The following is a 24081-nucleotide window of genomic DNA, read 5'->3' on the forward strand; positions in this document are numbered from 1 at the left end:
GCCTAAACAAGCATGATGCAAGCACTCGACAAAGACCTGCGCAGCGCGCTGGAAAAAACAGTGAAAGCGGCCCGCACGGTCGCGGAGACCGCCGCGTATGCGGCCGTGGACCAACTGGGCGTCGGCCACGACAAGCCCGAAGCCTTTCTGGGCGATGGCGAGAAAGCGCTGCGCAATCGCCTGCGCACCCACGGCAAGCAGCTCGGCGACGCCCGCGACTCGAAGAGCACCAACCCGACCTATGGCAAGCAAGAGGTGCAACACCTGGTGCAGGAGGTGGCCTACCAGCACTGGCACCGCATGTTGTTCGCCCGCTTCCTAGCCGACAACAACCTGCTGATGTACGACGGCGTGGCCGTCACCATCGAAGAGTGCGATGAGCTGGCCCCCGATGAAGGCGCCAAGAGCGGCTGGGAGCTGGCCGGCAGGCTGGCCGCCCGCATGCTGCCGCAGGTGTTCAAGCCCGGCTCACCGGTGTTCGAGCTGACCTTTGCGCCCGAGCACCAGAGCGAGCTGGAACGCCTGCTCAAGGACCTGCCCGATGCGGTCTTCAAGGCCAGCGACAGCCTGGGCTGGGTGTACCAGTTCTGGCAAGCCGACAACAAGGAGCGCATCAACAAGTCGGAAGTGAAGATCGGTGCCGACGAGTTGCCAGCCGTCACCCAGCTCTTCACCGAGCCGTACATGGTGGCCTTCTTGCTGCACAACTCGCTCGGCGTCTGGTGGGCCACCCGGCACCCGGGCAAGCCATGCCCGGTCAACCTCGACTACTTCCGCACCCTGGAAGACGGCACGCCGGCGGCGGGCAAGTTCGAAGGCTGGCCCGACTCTCTGGCCGACTTCAAGTTGCTCGACCCGTGCTGCGGCTCGGGTCACTTCCTGGTGGCTGCTTTTCTGATGCTGGTGCCTATGCGCATGGCGGCGGAGGGCTTGAGTGCCAAAGAAGCCGTCAATCGCGTGCTGGCCGAGAACATCCATGGCTTAGAGATCGACCCGCGCTGCGTGGAGATCGCCGTGTTCGCGGTGGCGTTGGAGGCCTGGCGCTATCCGGATGCATCTGGCAAGCCGCTCGGCGTGCGGGAAATTCCGGCGCCCCGCATCGCGTGCTGCGGGCTCAAGGTCGCGGCCAATGCGCAGGACTGGGAAGCGCTGGTGCCAGACGAAGCACCCAATTCCGAGTACGTGCGCCAGGAATTGCGCCACTTGCACGCCGGTTTCGCCCAGGCGCCGCTGCTTGGCAGTCTGCTGGACCCTTCACGTAGTCTGAAGAATGACTTGGCCACGTCCAGTTACGAGACGTTGACGGCCTTGCTGCGTAAAGCGTTGGCCACTGAACGTCCGGCCAATCTGCTGAATGAGGATGAAGACAGTTGGGAGCTCGCGCTCAGCGCACAAGGTCTTTTAGAGGCCGCGCGTCTGCTTGATGAGCGATACCACTTGGTAATCACCAATGTTCCATACCTCTCAAGAGGCAAGCAATCAGAGGCCCTTAAAGACTATTGCGAACGACATTATGACGAAGGTAAAAATGATCTTGCCAATGTCTTTCTGGAAAGATGTCTAGAGTTATCTCGAGCCACTGGATCGGGAGTTGCGCAGCTGGTTATGCCGCAAAACTGGCTATATCAGCCTCGCTACACCCGCCAAAGGAAAACGCTGATTCAATCATTTGGATGGAATCTTGCAGCCAAGTTAGGCCCTGGAGCGTTTGATGGAATTACTGGGGAGGTTGTTACCGTCATGCTGTTCACGCTGACTAAGACGGCCCCAAGTAAGCACTCAAAGTTTTCCGGCATCGACGTTACAAAAGTCAACACTTCAGAGGGAAAGGCCGAGGCGCTCCGATCCAAAGGGCTTCGTCAAATAGCGCAGCTGGAGATGCTTGCAAACCCAGACTCTGTAATTCGCCTGGATGATGTGGATGGCGGCCGGCTGTTGAGCGACTACGCCACATTTAGCAATGGAATCCAAACAGGCGACTATGCAAGATTTGGGCGGTCATTCTGGGAGATTGCCACCTTGGGTGATGACTGGATTCGGCAGCAAACCACAGTTGATAAAACCGTCCCTTATGGCGGCTGCTCGCAAGTTTTGCTCTGGGAACAAGGATCAGGAGCGTTGGTCGAGTATGTGCAGGAAAAACTCGACGGGAGTACAGGTGCCTGGTTGCGAGGACTAGACGCCTGGGGAAAACGCGGTGTCCAAGTAAGCGCCATGGGGAGCTTGCCCGTTTCCCTATATGCCGGACGGGCCTTTGACGACAATAGCGTTGTCCTTCTTCCGAAGGACATGAGCGATCTTGGCGCAATTTGGACGTACTGTAGCTCTGCCGAATACCCGACTGAAGTAAGAAAGGTTAGTCAGTCTCTCAAAGTTCGCGGTCCATTGATCGATGTTCCATTTGACAAAGATCGCTGGCAATCAGAGTTCGAATCAGAATATCCAAAGGGATTGCCCGATTCGAACTCCGATGATCCGACACAGTGGCTTTTCCACGGGCACCCACAATCTGCGACGGACCCACTTCAAGTGGCAGTGGCACGCCTGGTTGGATATACCTGGCCGTCCGAGTCAGACGACAAGATGCGTCTGTCGAACGACGCCCGCAGCAAAGTGCTGGCATCCCATGCCGACAAGGATGGCATCGTCTGTATCCCACCGGTCGGTCGCGAATCGTCGGCCAGCGACCGGCTGTTGAATCTGCTGGCTGCAGCCTACGGCGACGCCTGGAGCAATGACACCCTGGCGCAGTTGCTGACCGCCGCCGACCACGCCGGCAAGTCGCTGGAAACCTGGCTGCGCGACAAATTCTTCACCCAACACTGTGCGCTGTTCGGCAACCGGCCTTTCGTCTGGCACGTATGGGATGGCCTGCGCGACGGCTTCGCCGCCTTGGTGAACTATCACAAGCTCGACTACAAGACGCTGGAGGCCCTGATCTACACCTACTTGGGTGACTGGATCAGTCGCCAGAAGCGCGATGCGAACAACGGCGTCGATGGCGCCCAGGAAAAGCTGGCCGCTGCCGAGGCGCTGAAGAAGCGCCTGGAGCTGATCTTGGCGGGCGAGGCGCCCTACGACATCTTCGTGCGGTGGAAGCCGATGGAAGAACAGCCCATCGGCTGGAACCCCGATCTGAACGACGGGGTGCGCCACAATATCCGTCCCTTCCTCTCGGTTCCCGACGTCGGCAAGAAGGGCGCTGGCGTGTTACGCGACAAACCGAAAAGCCTGCATTGGGAAAAGGACCGTGGCAGTGATGTTCCGTCCGCACCTTGGTACGAGCTTGGCCTGCAGTACGGCGGCAAGGTGGGCGACCGGATCAACGATCACCACTTGACGCTGGCCGAGAAGCGCGCAGCTCGCGTCAAACAGGGAAAGGCTTAAGACCATGACAACCGATCGAGCCTGGAAGCCACGAGATCTCGCTGAGGCATTCTTCCTAGTGGAGATGCGCCCCCTGTTCATGCCGACTGCAGACGGCCTCGAGAACTATCAGCAGCTCAAGCGCCACTTCGCGGTGATCGACGTGGACCGGCAGCACCCGTTTGCGGTGGTGACCGACGACTACGAGCTAGTGACCAACAAGGCGGCCTACGACATGGCCGCCGAAGTGATGAAGAAGGTGTTCCACACCACGCAGATCGGCGACATGGAGTGCTTGAACATCACCATGCCCAAGACCCGGTCGTTCTGCCACATCGACTTGATCCACAAGGCCGCTGACTTCTCGCCGTGGGAGAAGGACAAGTGGACGGCATTCCTGCGCATCAGCAACAGCTACAACCGCACTCGGCTGCTGCGCTTTGAACTGGGGTTTTGCCGCTGGATCTGCTTAAACGGCATCATCTTTGGCAGCAAGAGCATCGAGTTCAGCTACGCCCACACCCGGCGCGGCATGGACCGGGTGGACCGCTTCGTCGAGAACATCGGCGACATCCGCAAGCTGGAAACCGCGCTGACCGAGATGCTGCACCAGCTCAAGCGCTACCACGTGCCCGAGAAGGAAATGCTGCCGCTGCTGTGCCGCGCCTTCGACATCAAGGCGAGCAAAGACGTGGTTGAGAAGCAAAGGCGCGTCGATGACCTTCTGGCGTTGCGCGAAGAGGCCAAGAGCCTGACCACGGCTTACTTCACGGAGATGGGGCCCCACGGCTATGCCGCGCTGAACGTGCTGACGGACTACGCGTCGCGACCGGCAGGCGTGATCGCACCGGAGGCCAGCATGCATGGCCTGCAGCAGAAGGCGGGCAGCTGGATGGACGACTTCATTTCGGCCATCAAGAACCCTAATTTTTCTTTTGACAGCTACCTGGCCGACTACCGCCAAACGGCTGAGGTGATTGAGTCCCTATGATCAAGTCGGTCAACAACTACCCGGTTTCGCAGCTCTTCGACATCGAAGCAGGTGTCGTCTATGCGATCCCGCGCTACCAGCGCGAATACACCTGGAAGATGGATCAGTGGGAGTCTCTCTTTGATGACGTGCAAGAGAACGACCCGGGATACTTCCTGGGTTCGATCATCTGCATCAACCAGACCAACGACACGCTGGCAGTGCAGCGCCTGGAGGTGGTGGACGGCCAGCAGCGGCTGACGACGCTGTCTCTGCTCTTCGCGGCGCTGTACCAGTCGCTGAAGCTGCACGAGAAGGATCTGGACGACGATCAGCGCGTGGAGCTGATCAACCTCAAGCGCAAGGTGGTGCTGAAGAAGGGAGACGACCAGCTGCGCGTCATCCCGCAGATTCAGAACAACAACCAGAACGACTACCGCGCCGTCTTGTCCGACGTCGGCGTGATCAGCCCATTTGATACGCCGGCCTACGCGGGCAACCGCAAAATCTTCCGCGCCTTCCGCTACTTCCAGGCGCGCATCGAAGAGATGGTGGACGGCGAGAACGATCGCCTGGCGTCGATCATGGCGTTTCTGGACAAGGTGAGCCAGGCCTGCGTGGTGAAGATCGAAGTGGCCAGCCACGCCGATGCCTACACGCTGTTCGAGTCACTCAACAACCGGGGCATGCCGCTCACGGCCATCGACCTGATCAAGAACAAGCTGCTGGCGCGACTGGAAACCACCGAGCCCGGCAAGGTGGACCACTACTTTGACGTGTGGAACAAGCTGCTGGGCTACCTGGGGGATGACTACAGCATCCAGGAACGCTTCTTCCGGCACTACTACAACGCCTTCAAAGACCCGTTGAATGAGCCGTTCCGCAAAGAAGACGACAAGAAGAAGGACCCTCTGGGCCCGGTGGCCACACGATCCAACCTGATCCAGATCTACGAGAAGCTGATCAACCAGGACGCCAAGCACCACCTGCAGACCATTCGTTCCGCCGGCCAGCTGTATGCGCTGATGCTTGCCCGGAACACTGACGAGGCCTGGGCGCCGTTGGACAAGCCGCTGAAAGATCTGGATCGCATTCAGGGCGCGCCGTCTTACCTGTTGATGCTGTACCTGCTGGTACGGCGTGAGGCGCTGGGCATCGACGTGGCACAGCTGGAAAAAATCGCGCAGCTGCTGGTCTGCTTCTTCGTTCGACGCAACCTCACCGACACACCGCCCACCCGCGACCTGACGCGCTTGTTCATGGCCACCATCGACAAAGTGGCTGAGCTGTCGGGCGACGCCGTGGTGACGACCATCAGAGACGAACTGCTGGCGGTGTCGGCCAGCGATGAGACCTTCCGCAGCAAGCTGGAAGGCGCCATCTACGAGGAAAACGCCGGGGTCACGCGGTTTGTGCTGTGCGCCTTGGCCGAGCAGAGCATGACCAAGGAGACTTGGGTCGATCTGTGGAAGTACGAAGGCAAGCTCTTCGTGTGGACCATCGAGCACATCTTCCCGCAGGGCGACAACATCCCCGCGTCTTGGGTGACCATGATCGCGGGCGGAGATGAGAAGAAGGCCAAAGCCATTCAGGAAACCCATGTTCACAAGCTGGGCAACCTGACAATCTCGGGCTTCAACAGCGCGCTGGGCAACAAGAGCTTCAAAGACAAGCGCGACCGCACCGACAGCAAGGGCCGTGAAGTGGGCTACAAGAACGGGCTCAAGCTGAACGCCGAACTTGCAATGGCCGAGGCGTGGAGCGTAGCGCAGATCGATGCGCGGACCACCACGCTGGTGGACCAGGTGGTGAGCCTCTTCGCCATGACAGGGGTCCAGCCATGCGCGTAATCGAACATCTGGTCAAAACCCTTCGCGACTCGGCGATCTTCAACCCCGAGGTTCAAGTCACGCCCTCGTGCATCCTGTGGCCCGACAAAGACCGCCAGTGGGAGGCGGTGATTCCGCGCCTGCAGAGTGAGCTGGGCGAACTACTGGTGTTGGGCGACTACGCGCCCGAGAACCGCGTGGGCCCGGCCATTTGGTTGCGCTGCGTGATCGCTGGCAAGGCGCCCGATGTCACCCTGCCGGCCGACCGGGTGCCGGTGTTCTACCTGCCTGGAGTGAGCCGCCAGGATTTGCGGGCAATCGAAGACTGCCCGGACCTGCTGAAGCCCTTGGCTGAACTGCAGTACCGGGGCGTGATCTGGTCACAGGCGAACGCCAAAGACTGGACGATCATGGCCTTCCTGAAGTCGGACCAAGGCGGCATGGGTCTGGATGTGGCCCAGGACAACGAAGCCAAAAACGCCATGCAACTGGCGCTTTACCGGCTGCTGGATGAAGAGCTTGAACTGCTGAAGGGCAAGCGGCTGGACAAGGACTACTTCAACACCCTGCTGACCGGCGGCGACCCGGTGCGCGACCTGCTGCAGTGGCTGGACATGGGCGACGCGTTTCAAACCACGCGCGGCGCCAACGAGTGGAAGGCTTTTGTGGAGGTCTGCAAGTCACAGCTGGCGTTCAACCCTCAGGCCGATGGGGTGCTGGCGGGTGCCAGCAAGTTGGCGATGCGCGAAGGCCCCTGGCATTCGGTTTGGGAGCGCTACAGCGAAGCACCCAAGCGTTACCCCAACATCCCGAGCCGAATCCGCCAGTGCAAGCCGCCCGACCTGGGCATCTTCGACACGCCTGCAGAAAAGCTCAGCGGTTGGCCGCAATGGAACGAGGAGCAAGAGAAGTCGCTCCAGCATGATCTGCTGACCTTGAACCATCTGCCGGCGCATGAAGCCAGGAAGCGGGTGCTGGAACTTGAGAAGACCCATGCGCTTCGCCGTGAGCTGGTTTGGGCCGAGTTGGGGGAGTCGCCGCTGACGTTGGCCGCCAAGCACCTGGCGGTGGTTGCGGAGGTGACCAAGACTGCGCTGGCGGCCGGCTCGGTTTCGGACTTGCAGGCGGGGTACGCCAACCAGGGCTGGCGAGCCGACGATGGCGTACTCTCGGCGCTGGCTTGCGTTGACAAGGCGGCTGACGTTGATGCGGTGACAGCAGCCATTCGGGCGATCTATCAGCCCTGGCTGGAAGAGTCTGCGCGCTACCTGCAAAAGCTGGTGGACGGGTCGAGCTACCCCGGTGGAACGATCGCCAGCGCCAAGGCCTTTGCGGCCTCCAAGGGCGAGTGCGTGCTGTTTGTGGATGGCCTGCGCTTTGATGCGGCCCGCCGTCTCTCGGCGACCCTGGAGGCGCGCGGCTGCCAGGTGGCAGAAGCCATGGGCTGGACGGCATTGCCCAGTGTGACCGCAACCGGCAAGGCCGCTGCTTCGCCTGTGAGGACCAAGATCAGCGGCACCGATGACTGCGATGACTTTGAACCTTGTGTCGCCGCCACGGGCCAGTCGCTCAAGGGCGGTTACCACCTGAAGAAGCTGCTGAACGACAACCACTGGAAGGTGCTGGACCGTACCGAAAACGGCGACGGCCAGGGCAACGCATGGTGCGAATTTGGCGACATCGACAGCGAGGGACATGCTCGCGGCTGGAAGCTGGCCAAGCACATCGACCCGCTTCTCGCAGAAATTGCAGAACGCATCGCCGCCTTGTTGGCTGCGGGTTGGAACAGCGTTAGGGTGGTGACCGACCACGGCTGGCTACTCATGCCGGGCAAGTTACCCACGATTCAGATGTCCAAGGACCTCACTGACAACAAATGGGGGCGCTGCGCCTCGATCAAGCCCGGCGCTTCCACCAGCGAGCGCTTGTACCCCTGGTTCTGGAACCCGCACCAACAGTTCGCATTGGCCGACGGTGTGAGCTGCTACGGCAAATCAGTGGACTACAACCATGGCGGGCTGAGCCTTCAGGAATGCCTCACCTTGGATCTGGTGGTGACCCGAGGCGGGAGCGCATCAGGCAAGCAGGTGGCCGAGGTGACCGACATCGCGTGGAAAGGCTTGCGCTGCACGGTTGGCGTGGACGGCCAGTACGCGAATCTGTCACTGGATATTCGGACGCAGGCGGGTGATCCAGCGTCCAGCGTGGTCGTGAGCGTGAAGCCGCTCAAGGACAACGGCACCGCATCGGTGGTTGTTGAAAACGAAGAACTGCAAGGCCGCGCGGCGTTTCTGGTCCTGCTCAGCGCGTCTGGCGAACTGGTGGCCGAAGCAAACACCGTGATCGGCGGAGGATGATGAATGATTGAATTGGATCAGATCGATAGAAAAGCCGCCTCGGTGCTGGATGGGTATCTGGTCCGGAAAGACTTGGTTCGCACCTTCAGTCGACAATTTCCGGTACCCACCTACGTCGTCGAGTTCATGCTCGGGCGGTATTGCGCCAGCACGGATCAGGAGGAGATCGACGAGGGTCTGGAGATAGTTCAACGCCAGCTCAAGTCCCGCACGGTGCGGGCCGGTGAGGAAGAGCTGTTCAAGGCCAAGGCGCTGGAAACGGGCGAGGTGAAGATCATCGACCTCGTGACGGCGCGCGTGGACAACAAAGGCGAGTACGTCGCCAGCCTGCCAAGCCTGCGGCTGACGGATGTGCGCATCAGCAGCGAGCTGGTCAACCAACACGAACGCATGTTGACCGGTGGCTTCTATGCCGAACTAGGCGTGACGTTCGATGTGGCCATCGCCCAGGAGGCGAAAGGTCGTCCGTTTGGCATCACGTCGCTGCGGGAGATTCAGCTGTCCAAGCGCGACGTGTTGGACACCCTGGCCAAGGCCCGCCAGGCGTTTACCACCGAAGAATGGAAGTGCTTTCTACTCCGATCCATCGGCATTGAGCCGGCAGATTTGAGTGAGCGGCAAAAGAACGCTCTCCTGCTGCGCATGGTGCCGTTTGTGGAGCGCAACTACAACCTGGTGGAGCTGGGGCCACGCGGCACCGGCAAGAGCCATCTGTTTCAACAGGTCTCGCCCTATGCACACCTGATTTCAGGCGGCAAGGCCACGGTGGCCAAGATGTTCGTGGAGAACACACCCAAGGGCCGCAGAGGTCTAGTCTGCCAGTACGACGTAGTCTGCTTTGACGAGGTGTCCGGTATTTCCTTCGATCAGAAGGATGGCGTGAACATCATGAAGGGCTACATGGAGTCGGGCGAGTTCAGCCGCGGTAAAGAGAGCATCCGCGCCGACGGCAGCATCGTGTTGGTCGGTAACTTCGACGTCGACGTTGAAAATCAACAGCGCATCGGGCATTTATTGGGCCCCTTGCCACCGGAAATGCGCAATGACACGGCATTCATGGATCGCATCCACGCCTTTTTGCCTGGGTGGGATGTGCCGAAGATCAACAAGGATCTGGTGACTAATCACTTTGGCTTAGTGAGCGACTTCTTGTCGGAATGCTGGAGCCAACTCCGCAACCAAAGCCGCGTCAGCCAGTTGCAGAGCCGCGTTTACTTCGGTGGCGCGCTCTCGGGTCGCGACACGAACGCCGTCAACAAGACGGTCAGCGGCCTGTTGAAGTTGCTCTACCCGAGCGGTGAGGGCACGGTATCCGAGGAAGATCTCGAATGGGCGGTGCGCATCGCGATGGAAGTGCGACGTCGTGTGAAAGAGCAGCAGAAACGCGTGGGCGCTGCCGAGTTTCGGAACACGCACTTCAGTTACATCATGGGTGCCGACGGCGTGGAGAAGTTCGTCTCGACACCTGAGCTGCGAAGCGACAATAGCATTGGCGGCGACCCGCTGGAGCCTGGACAGGTGTGGACCATCAGCCCCGGTGGCGGGGAGGAAAACTCGGGCCTCTACCGCATCGAGGTCAACGAGGGCCCTGGGTCTGGCGTGAAGGTCCTCAACAAGCCCATTCCTCCCGCGTTTCGCGAGAGCATCGGCTTCGCCGAGCAAAACCTGTACGCCAGGGCGCTGCAGTTGGTTGGCGACAAAGACCCTCGGCAGCATGAGTTCACGGTGCAGCTTCGGGCATTTGACGCAGCGAAGTCCGGCGCGAAGCTCGGCGTAGCCTCTTTGGTGGCTCTGTGCACGTCGCTGTTGAAGCGAAGTGTGCGTGGCGGCTTAATCATCGTTGGCGAGATCAACCTCGGCGGCTCGATCGAGCCCGTGCATAACGCCGTCACGATTGCCGAAATCGCCGTTGAGAAGGACGCGACCTCGCTGCTGATGCCCGTGGCATGTCGGCGCCAGTTGGTCGACTTGTCCGACGACATGGCGACCAAGATCGACATCCAGTTCTACTCAGACGCTCGTGATGCGTTGTTAAAGGCCATGGCCGAGTGATCCCAAAGGAATAACAACATGGCGCTTAACCTTGGCAAGGCGGTCGTCGACTACCTGACCGCGCATCCTGAAGAGAAGTTCTCCGCCCGGCAGATTGCCGAGTGGATCTTCGCGGCCTTCCCGGACGAGTGCCACGCCAAAAAGGCCAGCAGTCAGGCGCTGGAGACCGACGCCGACCTGCTGCAGCAGCTGGTGGCGGAGATCGGCTCACAGCGTCCGCGCCTGCAGAAGAAGCACCCCAGCCTCAAGACGACAGAGGGCCGCCCACGGAAGTACTACTTTTCTGAGAAATCGGACAGCGCTGAAGTGGCGGCGGTGGAGAACGTCGGCGTCACTGCTCCGGTGGGCAAAGAAGAAGCCAAGATCGGGGAACACGGTCTGTACCCATTGCTGGCAAGCTACCTCTGGGCAGAGTTCGAGGTGTATTCAAAGCGGATCGATGAGAAGCGCTCGTCCAACAAGCGCGGACCCAACGGCAACCGCTGGCTCTACCCCGATCTGGTCGGCATGGAGGACTTGGGCGCGGACTGGCACCAAGAGGTCAAGGACTGCGTCAATCAGTATTCCGACAAGCGCACCAAGCTGTGGTCGTTTGAGGTCAAGCTGCTGATCAACCGGTCAAACGTCCGAGAGTGCTTCTTTCAGTCCGTCTCGAACTCATCGTGGGCCAACTTCGGCTACCTGGTGGCCGCCGAGATCGAGGGCCAGGACACATTGAGAGAGCTGCGAATGCTGTTTGCAGCCCACGGCATTGGCCTGATCAAGCTGGATGTCGATAATCCCTCTGAAAGTCAGGTTCTGATTCCGGCCAGGGAGCGCGGCGAGATCGATTGGGACACTGCCAACCGGCTGGCGACCGAGAACAAGGACTTCCTGGAGTACGTGAAGCTGGTAAAGCAGTTCTACCAGACCGGCGAAGCGCGGCTAGCCGACTGGGATGTGCCGAAAGAGGCCGAGTAGGCGCCCGGCTATTCGAGGGAAGCGATTACCGTGAGTTGCTGTTCGGCTCTGCTGAACTTGCCTTGCCAGACATCTCGGCCGTCAATGTGCAGACGCTGCAGGGTCAACTGAAAGCCCTCGCAGTTTCGCTGTTTCGCCGTCGCAAAGTCGCTCGTGTCGAATCTGGCCTCACGAACCAGCGTGGTCGCAACTGACTTCATGGCGTACTCGAACAGGTCGAGCAGGTTGGACTTTCCGACCTCGTCGATGCCGTGAGAAACGGTGTCCTCGATCACGGCCTTTTTGTATCCCTTGGTCATCGGCATTTCTCCGTTGCGGGGAATGACATGAACGCGCTGTTCGGCCCGGAAGCCAAGCTCTTCCGCATGCTCTCGGATCAAGCGTTGCGAAGTAGCACGGCGACCTCCGCCTCTCGTCGTGTGACGAGTCCGGGCAGCACTTTTCCGCCCCCATAGACCCAACGGCGCAGCTCAGCGGCAGCGCCTGACCAGTCCCTCTGATTGATTCGTCGCCGGAGCGTCGACGTCTGCAATCGCCCTGTCCCAAGGTTGAACGTGAAGTCAACGATGGCTGGGAGCCGTCCCTCTGGCTCGGTGGCCAGTACCGGGCAGTAGCGCAGGGTCGCCGCCAGCGCCGTTTGCAGATCGCGCGCCAGATAGACCTCGGCTTCCGCTTCGGTGATCGGCGGATGCTTCGGGTCGCACAGGTGGCCGTAGCCAATCGTCCAATACCCGGCTGGGCAGATGTAGGGATGTGCGCGGCCCGGATCGGTCTTCGGAATACGGTGGAAGCCTTCGAAGCGCTTGGCCAGCTCGATGGCCGTTTTCGGCACCTCGATCACGGGCGCACCCGGTCGAACACGCGCCCAAGAAACCAGAAGTTCAGCACCCCGGCCCACAGCGCCTGATCGGCCTCCGTCCAGGCGTGGAGGATCGCCACACTCCAGCCCGCGCCAGCGGTCACGGCGGCCGCGAACGCCGCCGTCTTGGCGGCGCAGTACAGGGCCATGAACCAGTAGGTGATGACCGGTCGCACGCTGATCGACAAGGCGTCAGCCCAGCGCACGCCGGTTTTCTCGCCTTGGGTGCGGACAGCTTCGCGCAGTGTCTCGATGGCCCCGACGTTCCATGCAGCCTCGGCTCCGGCACCGATTTCCGACATCCTCTGCGCGCCGCGCAGCTTCTCGAATTCCAGTGCCTTGTCCTGCATCGCCAGCTCGTGGCCGCGCTCGCCCTTGCGGTCGAGCCACTTGAGGATTTCAGGGGCGAGACGGAAGGCCCCACCGAGGAGGCCACCAAGTAATGTCTCGATCATTGGGGGCCTCCCATCAGTTTGAGTTTGATGGCGGCACCGACCAGCAGCGCGGCCAGGATGCCCGTGGTCAGCACCTTCACGAAGGTCTGCCACGCGGTGTGGCGTGCTTCGCGCCAGGCTTCGAGCAGGTCGCGTAGCTCGCGGATGTCTCGGGCCGCGTGGCCGTTTTCCAGGCCAAGGTGGGACAGGACACGCTCGGCACCGCGTTCGGCGGCGTGGGCAAGCAGTTCGTCGAAGTCCTCCTTGCGCAACAGGAGCATGTTCTCGACGAGCGCGGGTTTGCTGTCAGGATCAGTCATCGGTAGTCTCCAGAAATGCGAAGCCCGCCTCGCGGGCGGGTTTCAGGGGTGAAAAAAGAACGATCAGATAGCGAGCCCTGGGCTCCAGCCGGTTGCCTTGTAGGCCGAGAGCACGCCCTCATCCTCGATGAAGCAGGTCCAGCCGATCTTCGGGGTGTAGAACGACCATCCCGCATCAATGCGCACGGCGATCTGGCCGGCTTTTCCGACCCACGCACCGGTAGGGCTGGGTGCCACGATGTACCGGTCGCCGTTCGTAGGCGTGGTCGGCGGCGTTGCCAAAGTGCGCGACTTCGCCGACAACTGCAGCACCGCATCCAGCAGCTTCAGGTTGGCATCCATTCCGGTGTTCCACCCAGACTCGCGGGCGGTCCAGCCGTAGTTCACGCCCAGATTAGGGCCTTGTGTCGCTGCCATTTCATCCTCCTCAATTCGTTGTGCCGGGGTCATTCCCCATAACTTGCCCCGTAGAACATCCCGTAGCCCCGGCACTCGGGGATGTCGATTTGTTGGGTCTGCCAGCTGGTGTGGCCGTCGCGTATTGCCTCGACCTTGACGGTGAGTCTCTCGTTCGGCCGATTCAGGCCGCTCTCAGAAATCTCGGTGGCCATCGGATAGGTCCAGCTCGTGCCGATCAGTCCCGTTTCGGTGTGCTTGAGCGTCCCCGCCTCGCCATAGATCCGCACGGTGTAGGTCGTCCCGAGCTCTGGCCCGATATTCGATTCCCCCTGCGTCACCAGATAGGCGGTCTGCAGCACCCGGCTGCGGTGCGCCCAGCTGACCGTCACCGCCCCGGTGATGTAGCTCAGGCTGTAGTCGAGGTCGTTGACCCTGAACTTGCCGGGCGGATAGGGCCTGATCTGCCGCTTGGCGAACGTGTAGCTGATAGTCGGCGCCGACGCCTCGGCGAGAACACCCATACCAGTGGCAGGCAGCACCTTGGCCTGCACCGTCTCTCCACTCAGGTACTGGCTCGTGTTGTAGAACTGCCCGTCTTCGACGAAGTACAGCCGCGCACCGGCCGAATGCTTCGCCGGCACCGTGTCCAGCACGCCCCGATCCACCATCACGGTGTTGGCGGCCACATTGACCGCCTTCACTGCGACCAACTCGCTGCCAACCTGCGCGTAGGTGCCCAGCATGACCAGATCCAGATCGACCCCGTAGAGCACGTTCAACACCGTCTCGGTTTGCCCGATGTCATTGGCGAGTACGCAGGACGGGATGAAGTCGCCGACGCCGATCTTCTCGAAGGCCGCCGATCCCTGCCGGGTTAGCACCGCGTAGTTGATCGCCGCATCCGTGGGGCGAACGGCCGAGACGGACAGGAACCCGCCGTTCGGATCGATCTCGGCCTGGGCGGCAGCCGACTCGCCCGTCAGCTCGTGAACAATCGTCCAATACGGCAGTTCGCTCACCGACACAAAGTTCGCGGCAATGGGCGCTTGCCGGGGATCGACCCATCCGCTCTCCGCAGGCGCCAGATAAACGGCATCGGGCAGGCCGAACACGTCCTCGACGCAGGTGATCCGCACCCGGCCGTCGGCCAGTGTCCCGTAGCTGATCTGCGCCACTCGCAGGATCAACTGCTCGATCCGCAACTCGGGCCAGGAGAACCTGAACACGTCACCGATGTTGAGGCTGGCGGCGGTGCGGTTGGCCACCAGCGTGATCTTCGCTAGGGTGGCCGACAGTTGGCGCAGATCCCGCATCGCCAGGCGCGCAGCCAGAGCGCCATTGGCCACGCCCTCGTAGCTGACCTTGGCATCTTTGATTTCGCCAAAGGACCGTTCGATGCCGGCGATGTCCTGCACCGAGATCGACACGCTCTTGTCGGTCGTGCGGTCGTGGTAGGACAGCGTGACCTGATTGATCAGCTCCTCGGGCAAGGTCCGTTCGAAGGACTCCAGTCGGATCACGTTGGTCTGGTTCAGCTCCAGGAGCGAGGCCGGATCGTAGTCGTCGCGGGTCAGCTTCAACGTGAACAGCCCGGTGCGCGGGCTCACATAGATCGAGCCGTCGATGTGCTGCAGAATGCGCTCGATGAACGCCTCGATGTCTTGCTGCTGGTCCCACAGGATCGAGAGCCCGAAGCTCTCGGCGTAGAGCGTGTCGGCGGCGGCGCGAAACGATGCGTCGTCGATCTCGGCCGAGCTGTAGCCGCGGCCCCAGGTCCGGTCGGTCAGGCACTCATAGATGATGTGCGCCGGATTCATGTCACCGGCGATGGCGGCCTTGTCCGAGTACCACTGCGGTGAGCCGTCGGAGCGCCGGATGATCCGCGTGAGCTCGGCGCTCCAAGGCTTGATATAGGGGTTCATCGCCGACAGTTGCGGCTGACGCAGCACCAGCGACACCACGCCCCGGAAAGCCGGCACATTGGCGCCCAGCTTGGAGATGAGATAGTCGTTCTGACCGTCCGAGGCATTGCCCATCACCAGATCCACGGCACCGACGATGCCACCTTCGCGCTCGTCGCCGCCGAACAGGTTCGGCTGATCGATGGCGATCCGTCCGCCGGACGTCAACGACCCCGACCACGCTGTGCGCTCGCCGACCACGATCCTGTTGAGCGAATCGACCGGACCGTGGCACAGCGCCAGATGCATCCCCGCGTAATAGCGGTAGCCGACCGTGACGCTCTTGCTGCCTTTACCGCCGCCGTTCATGCCTTGGCTCCCTCATTCGTTACGGAAAGGGCCTGCTGCTCGACGTACTCGGCCAGTCGGATGGCCATTGCATCTCCGGTGGCTCGTAGCCAGTCGGTGCTCACGCCCTGCTGGCGAAAATCATCAAAAGTCACGCCGTCACGTGGAAACCATCGGCGTAGCCCAGCGTTGCAGTAGCCGAGAGCCTTGGCATCGAGATGGGTGGCGATTATCAATACGGTCATTTCTTGCCGCCTCCACTACTCTTGATCGGCGTCGCGCGCACATCGCCGAACCAGACGCAGTTCGGCTGCTTGATCGTCCGCGTGCCGAATAGCACCGGGATCGGGCTGTCGGTCGCGGCAACAGGGGCATCGACATCGCCGGGTTGCGACGTGGTGGTCTTGGGTTTCGGGGCAAGCAGCGACGACAGGACCGTCGTGATCACCCACACGATCAGGTATTGCCACATGGCGGCACCTCAAACGATGGCATCCCCCGAGAAGGGATTTTTCAGGGGAATGTAGGGAAAGCCGCCGTAGTTCAGCTGGTTGCCGAACTTGGCGGCGCAGGTCGCGAGCGTGTGGTCGCAGCCCGGATACGCCTCAAACGCGTCGCCGGCCTTCAGGCCTGGAATCGGCGCTGACAGGGTCACCGCGCCGCCGGAGCTAGCGACGATCATCCGTTGTGCCCCGGCGGCCATGAGCCGGCCGCCGACGAACCAGGCAATTGGCTTGGGCAGGAAGACGGACGCGGTTACCTCCAGCCCCGCCACGCTCTCGACGATACCGGCCGTCTTGTAGTCGGCCGCGTTGACCTTGCAGCCGCCGTGGTACAGCGGGTGGCGACAGTTGATCTGGTAGTTCGCCCGGCGCCCCGAGCGCTTGAGCGTTGTGAAGATCGGCTCGCAGCGCATCTGGACCGTGACGCCGCTGAACACCACCGACACGACGCGCCCCTTCCACCAGGTGATGAACTCGGCGCCCGGATCGGTCAAATGCTGGCGAAAGATGGTGAGCGACAGCACCCCATCGGGCGGGGTCACGATGAAGGACTGCACGACACCAATGTCGAGCGCTGCCTCCAGGTTCAGCATCGCGCGGCCGAATTCCTGCGTCTGCTCGATCTCCGAGCGCCGGATCGGCGCCGGGATGTACTTCTCCCCGTTGTAGGTCACGGCATTTCGTGCCGACGCGTAGCACCAGACAGTGGCGCCCAGAGCGAACCGGTACAACTCGACCGGCTGCCCCGAATGGAGGCTCGCCTCAATGCTCTGATAGGTCATCCGTTGATGCTCCGAATGGGCAGGGTCACGCGCGCCACGCGATTCGTCTCGAAGAATATTTCCACGGCATCGCTCTCCAGCCGGGCCAGTTCCAGGAAGCAGACGATCCGCAAATCGGACGGCGCGCAGGCCCGTCCCAGCGCGGCATCGATCCGCATCCGTTCCACGACCCCGTCCACGAACTCGAAGGCGGTTATCCGGCGCAGGGTCCAAGACCCGTCGTTGTGCAGAAAGGCCACGTCCTGCCGGCCGGGCATGGCCTGGTAGTAGGTGGCGAAGCCCCGGGCTTGGACCAGAATTTCCGTTGCATCCAAGGTAAAGGGCTGGGCGACTTCGAGGCCACGCTCCCAGGTCGGTACCCAGAAAGGCACTTGCCGACCTGCACGGGCGGCGAGCCAGCCCCGCATCGCGGTGAGGTCGGCGCGATCCGGCAGCAGAAACTGGTAGCGGCGCAAGATGAAGGGACGATTCGGGATGTCGATCACGGCCGGCGTACCGGTGTCGTGATCGAACACGTCGACGAGCCTCTGGTAATCGATGCTGACATCTTCGACCCTGTTGGGGTGCCGCAGCAGCGTGTCGTAGGTTCGGTACTGAGTCGGTGAACTCGTCGCCGCCACCGTCGAGGCCAGATCCTCCAGCTCAAAGCGCAGTTTGGCCTGCGAAATCGCCGCCGTTGGCCGAGTGACGGTCTGCTGGGCGGGCAACCGCCCCAGCCGGGCCGGTGCGATCCAGGAGCCTTCGGGCCAGTTCCCCAGCGCCGGTCGCTTGAGCGTGATCGTCCCGGAGGTCAGGGACAGGACTTCCAGCGCCTCGGTGGAGCCTGCTGGCGATCCGACGATGGCGAGCCCCCCGGCGTGGTAGTCCAGATCCGCAGTGCTCACGGCCAGCGCCGTGTCGCCGGGATGGATGGCTGTCGTGAGCCAGGCTTTGTCGGTCCATACCGGCACGGCATATACCCGCGACTGCCAGACGTTCATCAGCAGATCCAGTTGCCCGCCATTGCCGTACTCCAGCACGTCGAACTCGAATGAGCGACGGGGATCGGCGCGGAGCCGAATCCGCTGCTCGCCGCCGTCGCGCATCGTCAGCACGTCAGTGAGCCACTCCAGCCGCTCGGTGAAGCCACCTTGCCAGTCCTGCGGCAGCCCCATGACCAGCACCCGGCCATAGCTGATCGCCAAATTCCGCGTGCCGCCGGCTGAGAAATGCAGCGTCAGCAGCGTATCGACGAAGCTCGGGCCGTCCAGCGTCGCCGTGACCTCATAGAAGATGTCCTCCAGTCCCCGCATCCTCGCAGGGGGGAAGAACCCCAGGGACAGGCCCTCGGTGTCGCCGTCGAGCTGGAAGATCGTCACCGGGTCGAGGAACGCGTTCCAGACCTCGACGGTACGGGTCGCGGGGATGACGAGGTTACCGAACTCGATCCGAGAAGGCTGGAGGTAGATCCGGTGGTAGTAGTCGTCCGAGAACGAACCGCAGTGCGCACCGGTGTGGGCGATCAGGGCCTCGGGCGAGGGCTGGCCACTGGCGATGACGCCCACCGCGCCGATGATTGCGGCGACGGCGGTGGCCGGCTCGAAATATCCGGGACGACCGAGGTCCCACAGAGCATTCATGCCCGCGCCCGCCGCGCCGCCCAGGATGGCAGAGCTCAAAGCCCCGGCGAAGTCAGGCATTCACACCACCTTGCGGTAGGCCACGCCGTAGTCGTAGCTGATCGGCTCCACCCCGATCGTGTAGGCCTTGTTCCAAAGCGGGAAGATCTTCCACACGTCGGTGCCAAGGGTCAGCTCGTCGCCCGAATTGAAGTTGGCGATGTTCAGAAAGCGCACATCGGGGAACTCGCCGAGCAGCGTCCAGGTGCCGACGTATGGAGTGCGGTTCACGCCGACGTAGCACGGCATCATCGGCGCCAGGCCGTTGTAGCTCTGCGGCGAGCAGTGGTAGGCCAGATCGTGTGCCAGGGTATGGAAGGAAACCTGAGGCCCTCCCGAGATATAGCCCGCGCGGTTGTTCACCGAGTTGGAGTACGTCGAGCAGCCGTAGGCATCGAGGTTGGCTGTATCCCAATAGTTGGTAGACAACAGGCGCCAGCCGACCGCCCAGCCATCGATGTCGGCCCGGACGTAGCTGCCTGGGTAGCCGTTCGATGCGAGCGCCGCTCGCGACGTCGCTTGACCGTTCGATCCGAAGGGGATTGAGTGATTCGAGGTGTTGAAAGCGTAGGGAGTGGTCGTGGATGCCTCGACGGGGCAGCTTGCAGTCAGGTACTGTCCCCCAGCGAACGCACCGTACTTGTTGATGAAGCCGAAGGACAGATGGCGGAATCGGCCCGGCATTTCCTCGATCACCACGTGCACGAAGTCACCGTTGGAGAACAGGTGGTAGGCATAGAGCGAGGTGGCCAAGGGACCTACCATGACGAACTTGCGGTTGTTGGTCTGCAGGTTGGCGGCCGTGCCGGCAGCGAAGCCGTCGCACACCCAGGCCTCCAGGCAGGCGTAGGTGCCACTGACGCCGTTCTTGACGAGCTTTTTGTTGACCGCGAACAGTTGGTAGGACACGCCATTCTTGGTCAGCACGACCCGGTTCGCGATCAGGCTCGTTTCCGCCTGGTTCTTGTACGCATCGGAGCTGCTGACCGAGGAAATCATCGACATCGTGCCGGCGTGCGTGGCGCCGCCATTCGATCCGTAGGTCGGAAACGTCAGCGTGAAGGTGTCGGTTGCATTGGCCGTCCAGCCGTTGGCGATCGCGAAATTCTTGATGGCGGTCAGCAGCGTGTTGATGTCTGCCGACGCGCCGGTGATGTAGGCCATTGAATCGCCTCAAGCTAGTTGAATGGCGGCAAAGCGCGCCGCATTGGTGGAAGTTGCCGCCTGCACGACCAGATGGGATGTGCCTCCCACCGTCACGGTGTCCCCTGCGGCTACGCTGAAACCCGGCACGGCAAACACGCCCTGGAGTTCGCCCCAGACGTTGAAGGCACGCGAGGTCGCGCAGTCGTAGAGGATGGCCGGCAGCAGAGGACTCGCCCCGCTCGGCAACTGCGTGAGGTTGCCCATGTCGTAGCGCCCTACGCTGTTTTTCCTGGTCTCCAGCGACATCGCCCATGGCCACGTGCGGCCTGTGTAAGTTGTATCGAAGCGGTTCGTGCCGACCCAGCCGCCGCCCGGCTGCAGGATCGCCGCGCTGTAGCTGCCGTATTCGCCGTCGTTGCGCCAGAAGGCGCTGTTAGCGATGTCGAGATCCGAACTTTGGTAGTTGTCGCCGCGCGAGGTGTTAGCCCCGATGAACAGCGGGTACGGGTACTGCGATGGTGTGCCGTAAGGCAGGAAGAATCCGGCGTAAAGGGCGCCCCAGTAGGCCGAGGACTTCGCCACCACGATGAAGCGCCGGCCGTTGGCGACGAACCAGTAGCTCACCGCGCTGTTGAACACTGGCATCCTCGGCACGATGCCCAGCGCACCCGCGCCTGACAGCAGACTGCCCGGTTGACCCTCGGGTGTGCTGATCGCAACGGCGCTTTGCCAGGACTGCGAGCCGAGCACGCGGATCGAATGGGCAGGCGCTGCCGCGTCGGCGAACAGGCAGATCTGCACGTAGATCGCATCGCCCGCCGAGGAACCGGGGCCGCGCAGTTCGACCAGATCCCGTTTTGCGTCCGCCATGAAGGTGTCGCGACGCAGCAGGGTCCAGGCCTCGCCCACGGCGGCCAGCACCGCATCGGCGGTCAAAAAGGTGATCAGCTTGTTGAAAAGATCGGCGGCATTCGTTGCCGTGCCGGAAGTCCAGGCCATATTCAGCGTCCCAGAATGTTGCGCACCGACGAGGCGTTACGCTGGATGAGGTTCATCACCGTGCGCTCGCCGGCGCTGCTGTTGAGGTAATCGGCAGCCATCGCCGGGTCGATCACATTGACGATGCGGATGTTTCGGTTCGAGGCCGGTTGAGCTGGGGCTTCCGGCACCAGGCCACCGGCGGCAAAGGCCAAGCGCCCGCCTTGGATGCGAGGCCCGGCAGACAAGCCGTTGATGGCGTCCAGGAACGACAACCCGAGTCGGCTCACCGCACGGGCATTGACCACGTACTCGCCGTGGGAGAGCCGCGCCGGGATGGAGTCGCTGGTCGAGGTGCCAGGGCCAGTCACGTAGCCCCCAGACGCGAACCCAAAGAAAGACGAGATCAACGCCCCCAATCCGCCGGCGCTGCCTGCCGTGCCGCCTCCCATCAGGCTGCCGAACAATGCTTCAGCCAGTTTCTGCGAGGCGATCCGGTTGATCGTCTGCAGCACCGAGCGGCCGAAATCCGCGAACGCGTCCTTGGCCGACTTCGCGCCGCTTCCGATGTCCTGGAAGAGTTGCGCGAAACCGTCCTGCACCGCGCCGTCGATGGCCACCGCCACGTCGTCGGCGACCAGCTTCACCTGCGCGATCTCGTTCTTCCAGGCCTGCACCCGGGCGACGGCATCCGGGCCGATGGCCGTGGCGGCCGCCTCCAACTGCGGCAGCAGCGCGTCGAGCGATTGGCCGGTCTGCCGGTGCAGCGCCAGGATCTGCTGGCGGGCCTGCGATTCCGTGAGCAGCCCCGATTGCCGCTGCAGGTTGATCGACTCCTCCGAGGCGCGCATCCGAGAGAGCGCATCGTTGAATTGGCGCTCGTAGTCGGCGAGATCGGCGGCCGCCGATTTGACGTCGATCAGCCGACCGACCGTGGCCACCCCTTCGGTATTGCCCTCGGCACGCAGCCGCTCGATCAGGGTCTGGTACTGCCGCTCGATGGCCGCGCGCCGATCCTGGCTGGTCGCGGCACCGGTGAGATCAAGCAGTTCATCGCGAACCTTGGCCAACTCCTCGCGCAGTTCGCGCTCGGCCTGGGCGGCCTTGCGGGCATTGGCGATCTCGACATCGGCGCGTTTGTGGTTGAGGACGGTGAGATCCGCCTCGAGCTTGGCAACTTCACCCTTGGCCTTGAGACGGGTGGGTTCGTCGCGTCCCGATTTTTCCAGGCGCTGCTGTTCCGCGAGTGAGACTTGCAACCGGCGGATTTCGGCGTCGATTTCCTGCTGCTCGACCTGCGTCTTGGCGGCGTAGTAGTCCTTGAAGGCAATCAGCCGGTCTTCGAGGGCCGCTTCGAGGGCACGAGCCTGACGATCCAGTCCGTCCTTAAGAACCTTGAGTTCAGCCTCGGCCCGTGCTTCGACGAGGGCGAGATTGGCGGCCTCGACAGCCTTGTCGGGCGTCGGCTTGGAGGGCTGTTGCGGACGGCCGAAGACGCCGGGCTGGTTTTGCTCGGGTCGGATACGGTGGGCGATGGCCTGGGCGGCCTCCCCGACATAGTCGCGGGTGACCGCGTCGCGCACGGTCCCCGCCAGTTCCTTGCCGAAGTCGCGCATTTCGCCGAGTCGGCGGCCGAGGACGGCGCGCAGCGACTGCATCGAAAAGTCGCCGCTGAAGGCAGCGGCTACGTCCTGACCCAAGGCCTGCGCCAGATCGCCGATGTCGGAGAAGGCGTTGCGGAAACGCTCGACCAGGAAGGCCGCCGTGATGCCCGCGACACTGCCGACCGCGTTGAACGCGCCAATGACGCCATTGACCATCGTGCGGATCGCCGTGCCGATGGTTTTGAGTGCGCCGACCATCACCTCGCGCACGCGGGCCCAAGAAAGATCGTTGGTGCCCACCAGCCGCCCCAGGACGCTGACGACTTCGCCGACCTTCTCGACCACCAGATCCCAAGTGGCGACAACGATCTGCTTGATCGACGCGGTCTTGCCACCGAACTCGACCACCGCATTGCGAGCTGAATAGAGCACGCCCGCCAGCAGCGTCACCGTGGTCACAATCAAACCGATGGGGCCACCCAGAAGCGCCAGAGCGCCACGCAACAGCCCCGCCGCACGCCCCAGCAGCGATGTGGAAGCGACGGCCTGCGTCACGGCATTGGTGGCGGCGGTGGCTTGCAGTCGGGCCTTGGCCGCGTCGGTGACCAGGGCGCTGGCGGCGAGGCCTTGCGCCCGCGCCTGGGCCAAGGCAGCATCGGCCACGCGCACCCGCGCCAGTGCCTCAGCTTCGAGTGTGCGCAGGTTGGCCAGCCGCGCCGCCGCTTCGGCGCGGGCGGCGGCAATGCTGGTCGCAAACGCGCTCGCCATCCGGCCGAAGGCGGCGACCAGAACGACGCCGGCCAGATCGATCAGCAGTTCCAGATGCTGGGCGACGAGTTGGAGGGCCTGCGCGAGGCCTGCTGTAAGCCCCGAATTGGAATCCCGCTCGCCGAAAGCGCGCAGGAAAGCGTTCTTCAGTCGGGTGAGTGCGCCCGAGACCGTATCGGGCAGGCTCGCGTATTCCTCGGCGAGGCGCCCACGCTGCTTGAGCAAGGCGTCGAGCACTGCCTTGGAGGTAATCTTGCCTTCTTCGGCGAGCTTCCTCAGACTCCGCAGTGGCACGCCCATGCCGTCGGCGATGGCTTGCGCCAGACGCGGTGTCTGCTCGATGACCGAGTTGAACTCCTCGCCACGCAGCTGACCCGAGGCGAAGGCCTGCCCCAGTTGCAGCAACGCCCCAGCCGCCGCTTCACTGGACGCGCCGGACAGAGATACCGCCTGGCCGATGGCATCGGTGGCGGCCAGCACGTCCGCCTGCGAACGCCCCAATGCCTGCACCGACGGTGCCAGCCGCGCGTAGAGCGTGACGGTTTCGGCCAGGGGCGCGCGGTTGCGCTGCGCGATTTCGAACAACGCGGCATCGGCGCGGTTGAACTCCTGCTGCGAGGCGACTGCCAGCCGCAGACGGGCCTGCAGGTTCTTGTACTGGTCGGCGACCTCCACCAGTTCGCGCACGCCCAGCCCAACCCCGATGGCGCCGCCAATGCGGGACAGGACAGCTCCGACCTGACCGGCTTGGTCGCGCAGCTGAGAAAGACTGCCATTGATCGACTGGAAAGCCCGTCTCGTCTCATCGACTGCAGTGATGAGGATCTGGGCACGGTTGTTCGCCATC

Annotated in this window: 19 protein-coding genes; 6 read left to right on the plus strand and 13 right to left on the minus strand. The window is 62.6% G+C overall.

Features of this window, described 5'->3' with window-relative positions; translation table 11 throughout:
• Window positions 1-12 precede the first annotated feature (12 nt).
• The 6 genes from AAHB16_RS08435 (at window position 13) to AAHB16_RS08460 (ending at window position 11534) form a co-directional block, all read left to right on the plus strand.
• Complete coding sequence (locus AAHB16_RS08435; protein WP_342050610.1) at window positions 13-3387, plus strand: Eco57I restriction-modification methylase domain-containing protein; 3375 nt, start codon at window positions 13-15, stop codon at window positions 3385-3387.
• 79 nt (window positions 3388-3466) lie between these two features.
• Complete coding sequence (locus tag AAHB16_RS08440; protein ID WP_342050611.1) at window positions 3467-4357, plus strand: DUF932 domain-containing protein; 891 nt, start codon at window positions 3467-3469, stop codon at window positions 4355-4357.
• Window positions 4354-6186, plus strand: coding sequence for a GmrSD restriction endonuclease domain-containing protein (locus tag AAHB16_RS08445; protein ID WP_047835780.1), 1833 nt, complete (start codon window positions 4354-4356; stop codon window positions 6184-6186). The genes AAHB16_RS08440 and AAHB16_RS08445 overlap by 4 nt, the downstream gene beginning before the upstream one ends.
• Window positions 6177-8522 carry a BREX-1 system phosphatase PglZ type B gene (gene pglZ / locus AAHB16_RS08450; protein WP_047835779.1) on the plus strand — a complete coding sequence of 782 codons (2346 nt, stop codon included), beginning with the start codon at window positions 6177-6179 and terminating at the stop codon, window positions 8520-8522. The genes AAHB16_RS08445 and pglZ overlap by 10 nt, the downstream gene beginning before the upstream one ends.
• Window positions 8523-8525: 3 nt before the next feature.
• A complete protein-coding gene (gene brxL, locus AAHB16_RS08455; protein WP_047835778.1) occupies window positions 8526-10574 on the plus strand; it encodes a BREX system Lon protease-like protein BrxL in 2049 nt (682 codons plus the stop codon).
• An 18-nt stretch (window positions 10575-10592) separates the two neighbouring features.
• On the plus strand, window positions 10593-11534 hold the full coding sequence (locus tag AAHB16_RS08460) for a COG2958 family protein (RefSeq protein ID WP_047835777.1): 942 nt from the start codon (window positions 10593-10595) through the stop codon (window positions 11532-11534).
• Between the two features lie 8 nt (window positions 11535-11542).
• On the opposite strand, the gene AAHB16_RS08465 is transcribed toward AAHB16_RS08460, so the two are convergent.
• The 13 genes from AAHB16_RS08465 to AAHB16_RS08525 form a co-directional block, all read right to left on the minus strand.
• Entirely contained in the window at window positions 11543-11833 is a 291-nt protein-coding gene (locus AAHB16_RS08465; RefSeq protein ID WP_047835919.1) for a hypothetical protein, read from the minus strand.
• 77 nt (window positions 11834-11910) lie between these two features.
• Window positions 11911-12375: a lysozyme gene (locus AAHB16_RS08470; RefSeq protein WP_342050612.1), complete on the minus strand. Its 465-nt coding sequence runs from the start codon at window positions 12373-12375 to the stop codon at window positions 11911-11913.
• On the minus strand, window positions 12372-12848 hold the full coding sequence (locus tag AAHB16_RS08475) for a hypothetical protein (RefSeq protein WP_047835774.1): 477 nt from the start codon (window positions 12846-12848) through the stop codon (window positions 12372-12374). The genes AAHB16_RS08470 and AAHB16_RS08475 overlap by 4 nt, the downstream gene beginning before the upstream one ends.
• The gene (locus tag AAHB16_RS08480) at window positions 12845-13147 is read right to left on the minus strand and encodes a DUF6127 family protein (RefSeq protein ID WP_342050613.1); all 303 of its coding nucleotides are present in this window, start codon (window positions 13145-13147) and stop codon (window positions 12845-12847) included. Before AAHB16_RS08480 ends, AAHB16_RS08475 begins: the two co-directional genes overlap by 4 nt.
• A gap of 63 nt (window positions 13148-13210) precedes the next feature.
• Window positions 13211-13564 carry a DUF2793 domain-containing protein gene (locus tag AAHB16_RS08485; RefSeq protein ID WP_047835772.1) on the minus strand — a complete coding sequence of 118 codons (354 nt, stop codon included), beginning with the start codon at window positions 13562-13564 and terminating at the stop codon, window positions 13211-13213.
• 29 nt (window positions 13565-13593) lie between these two features.
• A complete protein-coding gene (locus tag AAHB16_RS08490; protein ID WP_342050614.1) occupies window positions 13594-15816 on the minus strand; it encodes a phage tail protein in 2223 nt (740 codons plus the stop codon).
• A complete protein-coding gene (locus tag AAHB16_RS08495) occupies window positions 15813-16040 on the minus strand; it encodes a hypothetical protein (protein ID WP_047835770.1) in 228 nt (75 codons plus the stop codon). Before AAHB16_RS08495 ends, AAHB16_RS08490 begins: the two co-directional genes overlap by 4 nt.
• Window positions 16037-16267 (minus strand): hypothetical protein, encoded by a 231-nt coding sequence (locus tag AAHB16_RS08500; protein WP_047835769.1) that lies wholly within the window; start codon window positions 16265-16267, stop codon window positions 16037-16039. Before AAHB16_RS08500 ends, AAHB16_RS08495 begins: the two co-directional genes overlap by 4 nt.
• Window positions 16268-16276: 9 nt before the next feature.
• The gene (locus AAHB16_RS08505; RefSeq protein WP_047835768.1) at window positions 16277-17080 is read right to left on the minus strand and encodes a phage BR0599 family protein; all 804 of its coding nucleotides are present in this window, start codon (window positions 17078-17080) and stop codon (window positions 16277-16279) included.
• A complete protein-coding gene (locus AAHB16_RS08510) occupies window positions 17077-18759 on the minus strand; it encodes a hypothetical protein (protein ID WP_342050615.1) in 1683 nt (560 codons plus the stop codon). Before AAHB16_RS08510 ends, AAHB16_RS08505 begins: the two co-directional genes overlap by 4 nt.
• Entirely contained in the window at window positions 18760-19902 is a 1143-nt protein-coding gene (locus AAHB16_RS08515; RefSeq protein WP_047835765.1) for a hypothetical protein, read from the minus strand.
• Between the two features lie 9 nt (window positions 19903-19911).
• On the minus strand, window positions 19912-20883 hold the full coding sequence (locus AAHB16_RS08520) for a hypothetical protein (protein ID WP_047835764.1): 972 nt from the start codon (window positions 20881-20883) through the stop codon (window positions 19912-19914).
• 2 nt (window positions 20884-20885) lie between these two features.
• The gene (locus tag AAHB16_RS08525) at window positions 20886-24080 is read right to left on the minus strand and encodes a tape measure protein (RefSeq protein WP_342050616.1); all 3195 of its coding nucleotides are present in this window, start codon (window positions 24078-24080) and stop codon (window positions 20886-20888) included.
• Window position 24081 lies beyond the last annotated feature (1 nt).

The sequence above is a fragment of the Cupriavidus sp. OTU4054 genome (assembly GCF_038440175.1).
GTDB classification, from domain to species: domain Bacteria; phylum Pseudomonadota; class Gammaproteobacteria; order Burkholderiales; family Burkholderiaceae; genus Cupriavidus; species Cupriavidus pauculus_D.

Coding starts and splice junctions, on each gene's coding strand:
- AAHB16_RS08495 (WP_047835770.1), bottom strand. CDS start 16,040: ATGACCGTATTGATAATCGCCACCCATCTCGATGCCAAGGCTCTCGGC.
- AAHB16_RS08480 (WP_342050613.1), bottom strand. CDS start 13,147: ATGACTGATCCTGACAGCAAACCCGCGCTCGTCGAGAACATGCTCCTG.
- AAHB16_RS08460 (WP_047835777.1), top strand. CDS start 10,593: ATGGCGCTTAACCTTGGCAAGGCGGTCGTCGACTACCTGACCGCGCAT.
- AAHB16_RS08475 (WP_047835774.1), bottom strand. CDS start 12,848: ATGATCGAGACATTACTTGGTGGCCTCCTCGGTGGGGCCTTCCGTCTC.
- AAHB16_RS08465 (WP_047835919.1), bottom strand. CDS start 11,833: ATGACCAAGGGATACAAAAAGGCCGTGATCGAGGACACCGTTTCTCAC.
- AAHB16_RS08510 (WP_342050615.1), bottom strand. CDS start 18,759: ATGCCTGACTTCGCCGGGGCTTTGAGCTCTGCCATCCTGGGCGGCGCG.
- AAHB16_RS08520 (WP_047835764.1), bottom strand. CDS start 20,883: ATGGCCTGGACTTCCGGCACGGCAACGAATGCCGCCGATCTTTTCAAC.
- AAHB16_RS08505 (WP_047835768.1), bottom strand. CDS start 17,080: ATGACCTATCAGAGCATTGAGGCGAGCCTCCATTCGGGGCAGCCGGTC.
- AAHB16_RS08485 (WP_047835772.1), bottom strand. CDS start 13,564: ATGGCAGCGACACAAGGCCCTAATCTGGGCGTGAACTACGGCTGGACC.
- AAHB16_RS08525 (WP_342050616.1), bottom strand. CDS start 24,080: ATGGCGAACAACCGTGCCCAGATCCTCATCACTGCAGTCGATGAGACG.
- brxL (WP_047835778.1), top strand. CDS start 8,526: ATGATTGAATTGGATCAGATCGATAGAAAAGCCGCCTCGGTGCTGGAT.
- AAHB16_RS08490 (WP_342050614.1), bottom strand. CDS start 15,816: ATGAACGGCGGCGGTAAAGGCAGCAAGAGCGTCACGGTCGGCTACCGC.
- AAHB16_RS08435 (WP_342050610.1), top strand. CDS start 13: ATGATGCAAGCACTCGACAAAGACCTGCGCAGCGCGCTGGAAAAAACA.
- pglZ (WP_047835779.1), top strand. CDS start 6,177: ATGCGCGTAATCGAACATCTGGTCAAAACCCTTCGCGACTCGGCGATC.
- AAHB16_RS08440 (WP_342050611.1), top strand. CDS start 3,467: ATGCCGACTGCAGACGGCCTCGAGAACTATCAGCAGCTCAAGCGCCAC.
- AAHB16_RS08445 (WP_047835780.1), top strand. CDS start 4,354: ATGATCAAGTCGGTCAACAACTACCCGGTTTCGCAGCTCTTCGACATC.
- AAHB16_RS08515 (WP_047835765.1), bottom strand. CDS start 19,902: ATGGCCTACATCACCGGCGCGTCGGCAGACATCAACACGCTGCTGACC.
- AAHB16_RS08500 (WP_047835769.1), bottom strand. CDS start 16,267: ATGTGGCAATACCTGATCGTGTGGGTGATCACGACGGTCCTGTCGTCG.